The sequence below is a fragment of the Pseudomonas sp. Z1-12 genome, assembly GCF_051132015.1.
GTDB classification, from domain to species: Bacteria; Pseudomonadota; Gammaproteobacteria; order Pseudomonadales; family Pseudomonadaceae; genus Aquipseudomonas; species Aquipseudomonas zanjanensis.
In genome coordinates, this window is sequence record NZ_CP071647.1 from 3,434,397 (window position 1) to 3,447,402 (window position 13,006).

Sequence of the window (13,006 nt, forward strand, 5' to 3'; positions counted from 1 at the left end):
CAAACCGGCCAGGCTGGCTTGTCCCTGGCTGCACAGGGCCTTGCTCCTGGCTGCCAATCGCTCGGGCTGGCAGCCACAGACATACCGCGCGGCAGGCACAGTCAAGCCGGGCGGTGGCGCCGGGATTACCCTCGGGCTTTCCCTTGTTCGCGATCAGGAAACCCTCATGAGCGATATTGCCCTGCTGCCTCAGGTCGAAGCCTTCCTCGCTAGACATCACGCCCTGTTCATCGACGGTGGCTACGTCGAAAGCCAGAGCCGCCAGACGTTGGACGTCGTCAACCCCGCCACCGGCCAAGTCATCGCCCAGGTCAGCGACGCCGCCCCCGGCGACATCGATGGGGCGGTGGAGTCGTCCCGTCGCGGTTTCAAGCAATGGTCGCAAACCGCGCCAGCGGTCCGCGGCCATGTGCTGCTCAAGTTGGCGGACCTGTTGGAGCGCAACCGCGAAGAACTGGCGCAGATCGAAACCTGCCAGTCGGGGAAGATCATCCACATCTCCCGGGCCTTCGAAGTCGACCAGGCCGCGCACTTCCTGCGTTACTACGCCGGCTGGGCGACCAAGATCGGTGGCGAGACGATCACCCCCTCGTTGCCGTCCTTCGCCGGTGAACGCTACACCGCGTTCACCTTGCGTGAACCGGTCGGGGTGGTAGTCGGTATCGTGCCGTGGAATTTTTCCACCATGATCGCCATCTGGAAACTGGCCTCGGCCTTGGTCACCGGCTGCAGCATCATCATCAAGCCCAGCGAGTTCACCCCGCTGACCATCCTGCGCATCGCTGAACTGGCCATGGAAGCCGGGCTGCCGGCCGGTGCCCTGAACGTGTTGACCGGTGGCGGCCAGGTGGGCAAAGGGCTGATCGAACACCCGGGCACCAACAAGGTCTCGTTCACCGGTTCCGTGCCCACCGGCCTGGCGGTGGGCCAGGCGGCCATGGGTGCCGGGTTGACCCGTGCGACCTTGGAGCTGGGCGGGAAGAATGCCGCGGGGTTCCTGCGTGATATCGATCCCGAGGTGGCGGTCAACGGCATCATCGAGGCGGGTTTCCTGCATTCGGGGCAAATCTGCGCGGCGGCGGAACGGTTCTTCGTCCATCGTTCGCAGATCGAGTCGATCATGGACAAACTGGCCCAGCGTTTGAGTAAGCTCACCATTGGCTCGCCCCTGGACGAACGCACCGAATTCGGCCCGGTGACCAACCGCCAGCACCAGCACAAACTCGGGGAGTTCTTCGCCAAGGCCCGCGCGCAGAACAACACCATCGTCCATGGCGGCAAGCTGATCGATGGGCCGGGTTGCTACGTCGAGCCGACCATCATCCTCGCCAACCGCCGCGACGACAGCCTGCTCAACGAAGAAACCTTCGGCCCGATCGCCACGTTTTTCCCTTACGACACTGAGGAAGAACTGCTGGAACTGATGAACGACACGCCCTACGGCCTCAGCGCCAGCCTCTGGACCAACGACCTGGGCAAGGCCCTGCGCATGGTTCCCGCCATCGAAGCCGGCACCGTATGGGTAAACATGCACACCCTGCTCGACCCGGCCGTGCCATTTGGCGGCAGCAAATCTTCCGGGATGGGCCGTGAATTTGGCAGTGCATTCATTGATGACTACACCGAACTGAAATCGGTGATGATCCGCTACTGAAACAAAAGGGCTCTGGAGCAACATCCCAGAGCCCAACCCACCAAAAGCCCCTTAGCGGACTGTGTACTGCTACTTACTCAAGAAAAATGATGGGCCCGTGGCGAGGGAGCTTGCTCCCGCTTGAGTGCGAAGCGCTCACAAAGGGGCCGCTGCGCAGCCCAGCGGGAGCAAGCTCCCTCGCCACGGGTTTGTCGGCGGCCTTAAACAAACAGTCCCCCCTGTGGGAGCGAACTTGCTCGCGAAAGCGGTGGGTTGGCTTGCATTCATGTTGAATGTGCCAACGCCATCGCGGGCAAGCTCGGCTCCCACAGGGCAATGGGGTTGCACAAATCCGGGGTTCACCACAAATCCCCCTGTGGGAGCGGGCTTGCTCGCGATAGCGGAGGGTCAGTCATTGATGAGCCCACTGCCCCAACGCCATCGCAAGCAAGCCCACTCCCACCGTTTCACCGCTGGCAGGCGTTGACCGGCGGTACTCGGCCGCGCCAGGGTTGGGCGCGTTCCAGTTGGGCGGCCAGGGCCAGCAAGGTATTTTCTTCACCAAAGCGCCCGGCAAAATGCGCCCCCATCGGCAAGCCATTGGCGTTCCAGGACAATGGCACCGACATCGCCGGCTGGCCGCTGGCATTGAACAGTGCAGTGAACGGCGAATAACTGTGGTAGCGCTCGATCAGTTGGTCCAGGCTCATGCACACATCCTGCAGGTCCAGCTCGCCAATCCGCACCGGCTCGCGGGTCAGCACCGGGCTCAGGATCACGTCGTAATCCTGCATGAATACCGCCAACTGCCGGCCGAGGGCATGAATCCATCCCACCGCCGCGGCGTATTGGGCGCCGCTGACGTTGCCCTTGTCCCGCAAGATAATCCGGGTACGCACCTCCAGCTCTTCCGCCTGCACGGCAAACCCGCGCATCTGGCCCAACAGGTCGACATAGTGCCGAGAGCTGGCGCCAATGATGGTGAACACATGGTCGAAAAACTCCAGCAACCCCACCGGCAGGCTCACCGGTTCGACACGATGCCCCAACGCCTCGCACAACCGTGCCGCCTCGCCCACCGCCTGGAGGCTTTGCGGCGAAGTAGGCCAAGGGCCGAGCTGTTCGACCAGGGCAATGCGCAGCGGCTTGGGATCCGCCTGCACCGCCATCACATACGGCAACACCTGGACCGGCGCGGCATAGGGCGCGCCCAGGTCCATCCCGGCGGTGGCATCCAACAGCGCCGCACTGTCGCGTACTGACAGCGTGATCCCATGGGGCGTGCCCATCCCCGCCCAGCCCTCGCCCATTACCGGTCCCGACGGCATCAGCCCACGGCTGGGCTTGAACCCGAACACACCACAACAGGACGCCGGCACGCGCAATGAACCGCCGCCGTCGTTGCCATGGGCGAACGGCACCACGCGGGCCGCCACCAACGCGGCAGCGCCGCCGCTGGAGCCACCGGCACTGTGTGCAAGGCTCCAGGGGTTGCGGGTGGCACCGAAGCGTGCGGACTCGGTGGAATACGACGTGCCGAACTCAGGCGAGGTGCTGGTGCCCATCACCTGGCATCCGGCACGGCGCAGACGCGTCACGACTTCCGATTCGAAATCCGCCCGACAGTCGCCCAGCGCGCGCGAGCCGTTGGTCATCGCCGCGCCAAGCACCGGCGAGAACAGATCCTTGATCAAGGTCGGCACACCGGCCAGCAGGCCTTGGCCAACCTGTGGCGTGCGCGCCGCCTGCCGGGCCGAATCGTACAAGCGCTCGGCCACCGCATTGAGCTGTGGCTCGACCCGTTCCAGGCGCTCGATGGCGGTTTCCAGCAGTTCGCCGGGCTGGACTTCGCCACGCCTGACCCACTCGGCCAGCGCCGTGGCATCTTCACTGTCCATCAGTTGGTGAATGTCTTGCATACCCATGTTTCAGGTTCCTTATGTCACGACGATTGATGTGAGCCGACAGTGCTTGCTTGTCCCTGAGCCCTTCTCCGCAGGCCGACAACGACCCAGAGCAGCGCCAAGGCAAAACTGCTCAGGGCCAGCCACTGGATGGCGTGACGCAGGTCGCCGGCGAAGACAATGACCAAGGCCACCACCAGCGGACTGACGAATTGGCCGATGTACAGGCACGAGGTAAACCCACCCATGCCCCGGCCGCGGGTGCTGGCGGTCAAGGCATTCATCACCGGCGCCATCACGTTGGGCACCAGCAACCCCGCCCCCAAACCCTGGACGAACACCGCCGCCAGCACGTCGTTGTAGCTTTGCCCGCGCATCAGCAGCCACAGCCCCAGGCCCATCAGGCCGAGCAGCAGTGCGTTGCAACCGGCGATGCCGAAGCGGCGGCGCAGCAACGGCCACATCATCGAACCGCCCAAAGTCGCCAGCAGGCTCAGTCCTGCGGCCAGGCCGATCATGGTGCTGGAGGTGATGCCCAGGCTGACCAACAGCGTCGGCGCCTGGATCGGCATGACGAACGTCAGGACCATGCCACCCAGGATCATCAGGTAGCCGGCCAGCAGTGGCAGCACGGCGACCTTGGCCGGCGCCGACTCGTCGACGCGTGGCTCGGTCAGGTGTGGCTTCGCCACCGGCGGTTCCCAGAGCACTTTCAGCATCGCCGGCACCAGCAGCAACGGCAGCAGATACAGCAGGAACGGCGCACGCCACGAATGCTCGCCGAGCACACCGCCCACCACGAAGAACAGCGCGCCCACCAGGCCGATAGTCACCACCTGGCGATTGACGTAGCGCAGCCGCTCCTCGCCCTGCCAATAGTCGGCGATCAGCGTGGCGCAGCAGGTCATCACCGCCGCCTCCGTGCAGCCGAACAACAGCCGCGCCCCCACAATCGATGGCAAGCTCTCGAGCAGGGCCGGCAACGCGCCGAGCAAGGCGTAGAGCACCGTGGCGATCACCAGCAAGGCCTTGCGCCCGACCCGGTCGGCCAACCAGCCCGCCAACGGCGCGCACACGGCAATCGCCAGGGCCGGGCCGGTGATCGCCAACGGCACCAGCAGATCGGCCCGCGGTTCCAAGGGGCCGAATTCGGCGCCCAACCTGGGCAGGATGGGCGTGACCATCACCGCGCCCATGATCGTCAGGCTGCTGCCCAGCATCAGCACCCCGCCTTCGCGCCAACCGGCCTGGCGCGACGGGGTGGCCGCCGGTGAAACGGAATTTGACTGGTTCATGGCGAGCCTCTTTTAGAAACTGTGAGAAATACGCAGCGCCGTGGTGTAGCCCTCGGCGCGGTTTCGCGCATCGAGCTCCTTGTAGACGTGCAACCACACCGGGGGTATGCCGGGCTTGAAGTAGCTCACCGCCGGCCCGACCGCCAACACCCGGGCGCGATTGCCCGCTTCCAGGCCCGGCGCATCGTCGTCGGTGAATTGCCGGTAGTAAAAACCGCCCACGCCGACGGTCCATGGGCCGACGTGTTGGCCCACGGCGAATTCGTGACGGTACTCGACGCCATTCTTGTAGTCGGTGGCGTGGTTGCGCGTATTGATGTCGGCTTCGAAGCTCGAAGACACCTCGAAACCGCTGTCGGAGATGTACGTGGCATTGAGGATCGGTGAGAAGGTCCAGTGGTTGAGACCCGGTGAGATCAAGCGATCCTTGTCGTAGTCGCCCGTGGGGGCCTGGATCTGGAACTGGGCGTTGACGAACAGGTTCGGCGACAAGGTCCACTGCAGGATCACCGGCAGCACCTGTATATCGGCCATGCGGAACGGATCGGCTTCCAGGTCCAGCGGGCCGATGGGTGTCTGCACCCGTACCGAGGCGTCCATCTGGAAGAACGGCACGACGGCGCCGAAGCCATACTTGGCGCCCAGCACGGTGTAATCGGTCATGTGCATGTAGGCGACGCCGATGGACAAGATATCCAGGGACAAATTGTTGTCCACGGACTTACCGTGACGATCCTTCTGCACGTTGGCCGAGTAGAACGCGGTGCGCAGGCCGACGGTGCCAAAGGGCGTGGCCGGCGGCATCATCCCCGCGCCGAAGTCGTAGACCCCGAACGCCGTGGTCGGCGCACCGTTTTCGGTACCATGGGCAGCGCCACACGCACCAATCAGCCCCAAGCTCAACCCAATACAGCGCCAGGCGTTTGCTTTTTTATTTTGATTCATCGAATGCCCCTCCAACCCTGTGGTGTTGGGGCCATCCTAGGGAGCCGGCCAGATCAGCCGTTATCCGTTTTCAGCACAGTTGGGTACGGCGCAGGGTTTGCGAAGGTGTCTCGCCGAACAGCACCCGGTAATCGCTGGAAAACCGGCTCAAGTGCCAGAACCCCCAGCGTGCCGCCACCTCCTGCACACCTTGGGCATGGCCGCCGCTGCGCAGCTCACGGCGCACGGCATTGAGGCGCAACGCCCGCAGATAGGCCACGGGGTTGATACCCAGGGTCTCCTGGAAGCAATACTGCAGTTTGCGTCGGCTGGCACCAATGTGGTTGCACAGGTCGAGGATCGACAGCGGCTCATCGACATGGGCCAAGGCGTATTCCCGGGCGCGGTCGACCATGCGTTTGCGCGCCGTGGGGTTGAGCGGCGGCGCCTCGTCCGGCGCCACCAGCTCCAATAGGTGCAACATCACCGTGTCGCGCAGGCCACGGCGAATCGACTCGTAGCCGAGCAATGAGTCACGCCCCTGCTCGCCCCCTTCAAGCTCATCGAACAACGCCGCAAGCTCGGCGGGCAGCGTCGAGTCGCCGAGACGGTAACACTTGGGAAGATCGGTAATTCGAAAGCGACTGCCTTGGCGCTCCAGCACATGCTCCAACGCCTGCTCGTCGACGGCGACACCGAGCAGGTCCAGATGTTGAGGCGTGCGTAGTTCAGGCAGGTTATGGCCACGGGCAACCAACAGGCTCGACTCGACAATCGGGTGCCCGGAGCAAAAGACCGGCCCGTCCGCACTCAGCGGCACGCTGAAAGTGATGGAACCCTCCCAGGCCATGCCTCGCTTGGTCAGGGCCTGATTAGAGCGGTCGCGCACCAGCTGCATCCACTCCGAGCGGAACTCGATCAATTCACCGTCGAAGCGCCCAGGGGTCAACTGGTCATAGCAAACCTGCCAACCGCCCATGTTCCGGGCGTGCTCGTCGATGTCTGTGGTGCGAAACCGATTGATCGGCAGCATCGGCAACCCATCCGACGAGACCACGGGCTGCACCATGTTGTCATTGTTCATTGACCCGACCTTTGATGATTCCAGGGCATACGGGTCAAAGCTCAGGCAAGTTCCATTCCGCCCCGCGGGCCGGTGATGCAATTGTGCCGAAAACGGATAAGCGGCCCGGGTTCAGCTGCCGGCGTCGGCATGGGCCTCTTCGAAGAAATAGTCCTTCCAGCTGTCGGCCTTGTTCTTCAGCACGCCCAGTTCATGCAGTTTCTCGGCATAGATGTAGGTGCGTTGCGGAACGACGGTAAAGTCGATTTCGGGGTCGGTGACGATTTTTTCCACCAGCGCCAGCGGCAACTTAGATTGTTCTACGCGGATGTAGGTCTGGGCCGCGGCCGGCTTGTCGGCCTTGATGATGCGTTGCGCCTCCACCAGGGCGTCGTAGAACGCCTTGTAGGTCTTGGGGTTTTCGTCGTGGAATTTTTCCGTGGTATAGAGCACGTTGAACGTCGCCGGCCCGCCCAGCACATCATAGGAGCTGAGCACCTTGTGCACGTTGGGGCTTTGCAGTGCCTGGTACTGGAACGGTGGGCTGGAGAAGTGCGAATTGATTTCCGACTGGCCGGCGATCAGCGCCGCCGTTGCATCGGGGTGCGGGAGGCTGACCGAGATATCATCGAACTTCTTGAAGTGATCGTTCCCGAATACCTTGGCGGTTTCGATCTGCAACGTGCGCGACTGGAACCCCACACCTGCCGCCGGGACAGCGATCCGGTCCTTGTCGGTGAAGTCCTTGAGGCTTTTCACGTTCGGGTTGTTGGTCAGCAAGTAGTTGGGCATCGACCCCAACGAGGCGATGGCCTTGACGTTCTGCTTGCCGCGGGTCCGATCCCAGATCGTCAGCATCGGCGGAACGCCCGCCGACACCACATCCAGGGCGCCGGTCAGCAAGGCTTCGTTCATCGCCGTCGCGCCGGAAATGCTGTTCCAGTCCACTTTGATATCCAGGCCCTGGGCCTTGCCGTGCTTCTCGATGAGCTGTTGGTCGCGGACCACATCGAGGATCAGGTAGCCGATACCGAATTGCTGGGCGATGCTGATCTTGCCTTCGGCGTGGGCCAAGGGGTTGAGCAGCGCCGTCGCCGCCAGGGAAACCAACAAGGTGAGCGCAGAACGCTTGAAAGCCATGGTCTGGTGAACCTCACAGTAAATAGACAAGACTGAAGATCACGACTTTAAAGCTATAAGAATATTAATTTAAATACCGGAATAGCATATCAATAGCACCTAAATGTTCGACATGCGGCCCCATGAATTCGCACTCACGAGCGCGATCCCTTGATAACCTTTGCAGACCTCCCTGACGAACACCCGGCGCGAAGCGATCATGAACGAAATGACCCTGGATATCGGCATCGCCGCCGAGTCCATTTGCCAACCGCGCACTTTGGTATTCCTCGCCTACCCGCAGATGGGCCTGCTGGACCTGACCGGCGCCCAGACCGTGTTCTGGGCCGCCACCAAAGCCATGACCGAACGCGGCCTGCCCGGCTACGCCATGCACACCGCCAGCCTGGCAGGCGGGTTGATGCAAAGCGCCGAGGGCCTGGTCGTGGACACCCGTGCCCTGCATGAACTCGATGGGACGCTCATCGACACCCTGATCGTCCCCGGTGCACCGGACATACGGCAGGCGATGATCGACTGTGTCGACCTGGTGCAATGGCTGCACGATGCTTCGGCCCAGGCCAGGCGCACCGCATCGGTGTGCAGCGGCACCTTCCTCATGGCCCAGGCCGGGTTGCTGGACGGACGCCGGGCCGCCACCCATTGGGCCATGTGCGAGATGCTCAAGAGTGGGTTCCCGTCGATTGAAGTGGACCTCGATGCGATCTTCATCCAGCAGGGCAACGTGTGGACCTCGGCCGGGGTCAGCGCCGGCATCGACATGGCCCTGGCGTTGGTCGAAGCCGACTGCGGTCGCGACGTGGCCTTGCAGGTAGCCCGTGAGTTGGTGGTGTTTCTCAAGCGCCCCGGCGGGCAGGCGCAGTTCAGCCAGTTGCTGCAATCCCAGACCGAGGACAGTGCCGGGTTTGACGAGTTGCACGCCTGGATGACCGAACACCTGGACGACAATGACCTTACCGTCGAGCGGTTGGCCCGCCAAGCCAGGATGAGCCCACGCAATTTTGCCCGAGTCTACAAACGCCATACCGGACGAACCCCGGCCAAAGCCGTGGAAATGTTCCGCCTTGAAGCCGCGCGTCGAATGCTCGAAGACTCCCAGCGAAACATCGACCAGATTGCCCGCGCCTGCGGCTTCGGGGACGAGGAACGAATGCGCCACACGTTCCAGCGCCATCTGTCGATTTCGCCCCGGGAGTATCGCAACCGGTTTTCCCGCTGAGCGCGAGCCCTGCGGCGGCGTCCTGTCAGGCCACTCGTCTGGAGCCCTCCTGCGAATCGTCCTGCTCGGCGAGGAGCGCGCTGCAACGGGAACGCAACCAACGCTCCCCCGGGTCATTGTGCGAGGCGCCGCGCCAGACCATGGAAAGCGCGTGCTGGGGCAAGCAGATCGGGGCCGCTTGCGCGCGCATGCCGGTCGTCACAGCCATGGCCTGGGCAACGTAATCCGGCACGATGGCGATCATATCGCTCTCGGCCAACAGCATGGGCAAGGCGCTGAACTGCGGCACGGTCAAGACCACCCGGCGCTGGCGCCCCATCAGGCATAACGCGCGGTCCGAATCATCGATGACATTGCCCATGGACGACACGACGGCATGGGGTCGACGGCAGAATTCGTCCAAGGTCAGTTCGCCGGGCTGCGAGTCGGCGCGCAACAGCATCGGCCGAATTGGCCGCAGTGTCTTGCGCCGGGCATTGGCCGGCAGTTCCAGGGTCGGGCTGATGCCCAAGGAAATCTCGCCGCTGGCCAACAGTTGGGATACCTGCCATTGATCGGCCCGACGCACCACCAAGGTGGTGCCAGGTGCCTCGACCCGCAGGCGGCGCAACAGCTCCGGCAGCAGCGCGTACTCGACGTCGTCGCAAAGGCCGACATGGAAAGTCGCCTCGCTGGTGGCCGGCTCGAATGCCTGGCAGCGGCTCAAGGCGGCGGCGATGCCGTCCAGGGCCGGTGACAGATTGGAAAAGATTTCCCGCGCCCGGGAGGTCGGCTCCATCAACCGTCCGGAACGGATGAACAAGGGGTCATCGAACATCAACCGCAGCCGCGCCAGGGCGCTGCTGATTGTTGGCTGGCCGAGAAACAGCTTTTCGCTGACGCGGGTCACGTTTCGCTCGTGCATCATGGTTTCGAAGACCACCAGCAGATTGATGTCAGCACGACGCAGGTCATTTCTGTTCATCATAGTCGTCGCCCCAGGCACCAGGCCATTGAGTCAGGAGTGGACACGTTCCTCGCCGGCGTCCTCCATCAAGGCCTGCGGCGACGAGGTATTGAAAGCGTAATCCCTGCGGCGCACCCGGTCTGTTGTACGTGGGGACACTCGCCTCACCCTTTGGGCCATGCCATCGATACTTCGGTATACACCCAGGCCCGGACAAACCCTGCCTTTGTGGCGAGGGAGCTTGCTCCCGCTGGGCTGCGCAGCAGCCCCAACACTGTCAACGCGGTGTGCCAGGTTGAACCAGTCCGCTTGGATTGGGGGTGCTTCGCACCCCAGCGGGAGCAAGCTCCCTCGCCACAGGTTTTGTGTTTTTTTCGAGCGATGGCGTAGTTGTTCAAATCCCATTATTTGCGGCCACCAACCTGCGGCGAACACCGCCTTTGTGGCGAGGGAGCTTGCTCCCGCTGGGCCGCGCAGCGGCCCCCTCTTTGTCACGATCTGGCGGAATTTCAGGGTTTTATGTCCTACCTCAAGCAAAGCGGCGCTTCGTAAGATACGAACCGATGCTCTGCCCCCGACATCCCAGAGCGAGACCATGTAATAACAGAAGGTCTGCCAGCGTGCCCCTACCCTCCGCGATGCTCAAGCATGTCTACGACAGCCTGCGATACACGCCAAGCCAGGGCGGGACTCGGCCGTCGATGGGCATCAGTTCCCACCCGCTGGTCAATGCCCTGGGCTGGGCGGTGGGCCTGGTGGTGGCCTGCGGGATTTTCATCATCAATTCCGAAACCCATTCCGACCTGGCCCCGACCCTGCTGTACATCACCTTGTTGTTAATGGCAGCCAACCTGTTTTCCATCAACCTGGTAATCACCGTCGCGCTGATGTGCATGGGCCTGCTCACCGCGATGTTCTTGTACAACGGCGGCTATCACCGCTGGGAATCGACCACCGGCTTCTTCCGCTGCCTGACTGCATTGTCGGCCATCGCCTTCCTGGCCCTGCGCAGCAAGCGGGCTTGCGACAATCTACGGCACAACGAGGCCTACCTGATCGGCGCCCAGCGCCTGAGCCAGACCGGCAGCGTGGGCTTTCGCGGTGATCGGCAAGCGCTGTCCTGGTCGCTAGAGTCGGCACGGATCTTCGAGTACCCGCCTGGCAGGACACCGACAGTGTCGATGATGCTCGAGCGCACCCACCCTGAAGACCTGGAGTTGGCTCGCGGGGTTTTCCAACAGGCCGCCGCTGGCGAACCACAGATTGAGGTCAAGCTACGCCTGCTGATGCCGGATGGACGCATCAAGCACATCCACATGATCGCCAGTCCCCTGCTGGTCCAGCATGGCCGTTGCCAGTACCTCGGTGCACTCATGGACATCACCGCCAGCAAGCAGGCCGAAGAAGCGCTGTTCCGCGCCCAGAGCCAACTGGCCCACGTCACTCGCTTGACTTTCCTGGGGGAAATGGCCGCCTCCATTGCCCACGAGGTCAACCAGCCGCTGACGGCCATCACCAGCAGCGGCGAGGCATGCCGCCGGTGGCTCGAACGCCCCGAGCCGGACCTTGGAGAAGCCTTGGATTGTCTCGATCGGATCGTCGCCAACGGCTGTCGCGCCAGCGACGTCATCAGCGGCATCAGGGCGCTGTCGCGCAAGTGCGATCCGTTGCGCCAGCCCGAGAGGCTGGACGACATCGTTCGTGAGACCCTGAACCTGGTTCAGCAGCAACTGGCGCATCATAAAGTCCGGACGAAGGTGGACCTGGCAGCGATCGATGGCCGGATCAGCGCGGACCGGGTACAACTGCAGCAAGTGATCATCAACCTGATCATCAATGCCTGCCACGCCATGGACGGGGTCAAGGCACACGAACGAACGCTGCACATCCGCACCTGGACGGAAAATGACGAAGTGCTGCTGGAGGTGACCGACCATGGAACCGGCATTGCGCCCGAGGTCTTGCCGTCATTGTTCAATGCGTTTTTCACCACCAAGGAAAACGGCCTGGGCATGGGCCTCTCCATCTGCCGCTCCATCATCGACTTCCATGACGGCAGGATCTGGGCGACCAGCGAGGCCGACCAAGGCACCTCGTTCAGTTTCGCGCTGCCGCGGCTCACTTGCACCGCTCTGTCGGGAAGCAGCCAATGAACGCCATAACGAGCCCGGTCATCGACAACGACCCCATCGTCTATATCGTTGACGACGACGCACCGCTGTGCCAATCCCTTGGGAGCCTGCTGCGCTCCATCGGCTTGCAGGTCCATCTATTTGGTTCGGTCGCGCAGTTCATGGACCATCCCAGGCCCGACGTGCCCAGTTGCCTGGTGCTGGATGTCCGACTGCAAGGTACCAGCGGCCTGGATTGCCAACGGCAGCTGGCCACCGCCAATGTTCAATTGCCGATCGTGTTCATGACCGGACACGGTGACATCGCCATGACCGTGCGGGCTATGAAAGCCGGTGCCGTGGACTTCCTCGCCAAGCCGTTCCGCGAACAAGACCTGATCGACGCCGTGACCGCCGCCCATCACCAGGACCGCCAGCGGCGCGAGTCCGAACGCGGCCATCAGCAAGTGTTTGACCGCCACGCCACCTTGACGCCTCGGGAACAGCAGGTCATGGCGCTGGCGGTGTCGGGCCTGATGAACAAGCAGATCGCCGGGGAACTGGGCTTGAGTGAAATCACCGTAAAAATTCACCGCGGCCAGGCCATGCGCAAGATGTGCGCGCGCTCGTTCGCCGATCTGGTGCGCATGGCCCAGGTGTTGGAACTGCGCGGCAAGCATTAGAAAGTTCATACCCACGTATACTTGGCGGAACCATCGGACGGCGTATCTTGCAGTGACACGGGCGCCTTTATGGCTACCTGATATCACC

At 62.9% G+C, this 13,006-nt stretch carries 10 protein-coding genes; 4 read left to right on the forward strand and 6 right to left on the reverse strand.

Annotated elements, in window-relative coordinates:
• Positions 1-166: 166 nt before the first annotated feature.
• Positions 167-1,654 (forward strand): aldehyde dehydrogenase family protein, encoded by a 1,488-nt coding sequence (locus tag J3P85_RS14540; protein WP_434702095.1) that lies wholly within the window; start codon positions 167-169, stop codon positions 1,652-1,654.
• A gap of 446 nt (positions 1,655-2,100) precedes the next feature.
• Here the strand turns inward: J3P85_RS14540 and J3P85_RS14545 are convergent, their stop codons facing one another.
• The 5 genes from J3P85_RS14545 to J3P85_RS14565 all read right to left on the reverse strand — a co-directional run bounded on the left by J3P85_RS14545 (position 2,101) and on the right by J3P85_RS14565 (position 7,959).
• The gene (locus J3P85_RS14545) at positions 2,101-3,558 is read right to left on the reverse strand and encodes an amidase (protein ID WP_434702096.1); all 1,458 of its coding nucleotides are present in this window, start codon (positions 3,556-3,558) and stop codon (positions 2,101-2,103) included.
• A 17-nt stretch (positions 3,559-3,575) separates the two neighbouring features.
• Positions 3,576-4,832 carry an MFS transporter gene (locus J3P85_RS14550; RefSeq protein ID WP_434702097.1) on the reverse strand — a complete coding sequence of 419 codons (1,257 nt, stop codon included), beginning with the start codon at positions 4,830-4,832 and terminating at the stop codon, positions 3,576-3,578.
• Positions 4,833-4,844: 12 nt separating this feature from the next.
• Complete coding sequence (locus J3P85_RS14555) at positions 4,845-5,777, reverse strand: SphA family protein (protein ID WP_434702098.1); 933 nt, start codon at positions 5,775-5,777, stop codon at positions 4,845-4,847.
• A gap of 70 nt (positions 5,778-5,847) precedes the next feature.
• The gene (locus J3P85_RS14560) at positions 5,848-6,840 is read right to left on the reverse strand and encodes a helix-turn-helix domain-containing protein (protein WP_434702099.1); all 993 of its coding nucleotides are present in this window, start codon (positions 6,838-6,840) and stop codon (positions 5,848-5,850) included.
• Between the two features lie 111 nt (positions 6,841-6,951).
• Positions 6,952-7,959 carry an ABC transporter substrate-binding protein gene (locus J3P85_RS14565; RefSeq protein WP_434702100.1) on the reverse strand — a complete coding sequence of 336 codons (1,008 nt, stop codon included), beginning with the start codon at positions 7,957-7,959 and terminating at the stop codon, positions 6,952-6,954.
• 208 nt (positions 7,960-8,167) lie between these two features.
• On the opposite strand from J3P85_RS14565, the gene J3P85_RS14570 reads away from it, so the two are divergent.
• Positions 8,168-9,178, forward strand: a complete 1,011-nt coding sequence (locus J3P85_RS14570; RefSeq protein ID WP_434706372.1) for a GlxA family transcriptional regulator — start codon at positions 8,168-8,170, stop codon at positions 9,176-9,178.
• A gap of 25 nt (positions 9,179-9,203) precedes the next feature.
• Here the strand turns inward: J3P85_RS14570 and J3P85_RS14575 are convergent, their stop codons facing one another.
• Positions 9,204-10,145, reverse strand: coding sequence for a LysR family transcriptional regulator (locus tag J3P85_RS14575; protein ID WP_434702101.1), 942 nt, complete (start codon positions 10,143-10,145; stop codon positions 9,204-9,206).
• Between the two features lie 680 nt (positions 10,146-10,825).
• Between J3P85_RS14575 and J3P85_RS14580 the strand changes: the two genes are divergently transcribed.
• Both J3P85_RS14580 and J3P85_RS14585 read left to right on the forward strand, forming a co-directional pair.
• The gene (locus J3P85_RS14580) at positions 10,826-12,277 is read left to right on the forward strand and encodes a sensor histidine kinase (RefSeq protein ID WP_434706373.1); all 1,452 of its coding nucleotides are present in this window, start codon (positions 10,826-10,828) and stop codon (positions 12,275-12,277) included.
• Positions 12,274-12,918 (forward strand): response regulator transcription factor, encoded by a 645-nt coding sequence (locus J3P85_RS14585; RefSeq protein WP_434702103.1) that lies wholly within the window; start codon positions 12,274-12,276, stop codon positions 12,916-12,918. Before J3P85_RS14580 ends, J3P85_RS14585 begins: the two co-directional genes overlap by 4 nt.
• The last annotated feature ends 88 nt before the right edge of the window (positions 12,919-13,006 follow it).

What these genes read in the sequence shown, in the direction of transcription:
- J3P85_RS14540 (WP_434702095.1), top strand. Translation starts at nt 167, where the DNA reads ATGAGCGATATTGCCCTGCTGCCTCAGGTCGAAGCCTTCCTCGCTAGA.
- J3P85_RS14545 (WP_434702096.1), bottom strand. Translation starts at nt 3,558, where the DNA reads ATGGGTATGCAAGACATTCACCAACTGATGGACAGTGAAGATGCCACG.
- J3P85_RS14550 (WP_434702097.1), bottom strand. Translation starts at nt 4,832, where the DNA reads ATGAACCAGTCAAATTCCGTTTCACCGGCGGCCACCCCGTCGCGCCAG.
- J3P85_RS14555 (WP_434702098.1), bottom strand. Translation starts at nt 5,777, where the DNA reads ATGAATCAAAATAAAAAAGCAAACGCCTGGCGCTGTATTGGGTTGAGC.
- J3P85_RS14560 (WP_434702099.1), bottom strand. Translation starts at nt 6,840, where the DNA reads ATGAACAATGACAACATGGTGCAGCCCGTGGTCTCGTCGGATGGGTTG.
- J3P85_RS14565 (WP_434702100.1), bottom strand. Translation starts at nt 7,959, where the DNA reads ATGGCTTTCAAGCGTTCTGCGCTCACCTTGTTGGTTTCCCTGGCGGCG.
- J3P85_RS14570 (WP_434706372.1), top strand. Translation starts at nt 8,168, where the DNA reads ATGACCCTGGATATCGGCATCGCCGCCGAGTCCATTTGCCAACCGCGC.
- J3P85_RS14575 (WP_434702101.1), bottom strand. Translation starts at nt 10,145, where the DNA reads ATGATGAACAGAAATGACCTGCGTCGTGCTGACATCAATCTGCTGGTG.
- J3P85_RS14580 (WP_434706373.1), top strand. Translation starts at nt 10,826, where the DNA reads ATGGGCATCAGTTCCCACCCGCTGGTCAATGCCCTGGGCTGGGCGGTG.
- J3P85_RS14585 (WP_434702103.1), top strand. Translation starts at nt 12,274, where the DNA reads ATGAACGCCATAACGAGCCCGGTCATCGACAACGACCCCATCGTCTAT.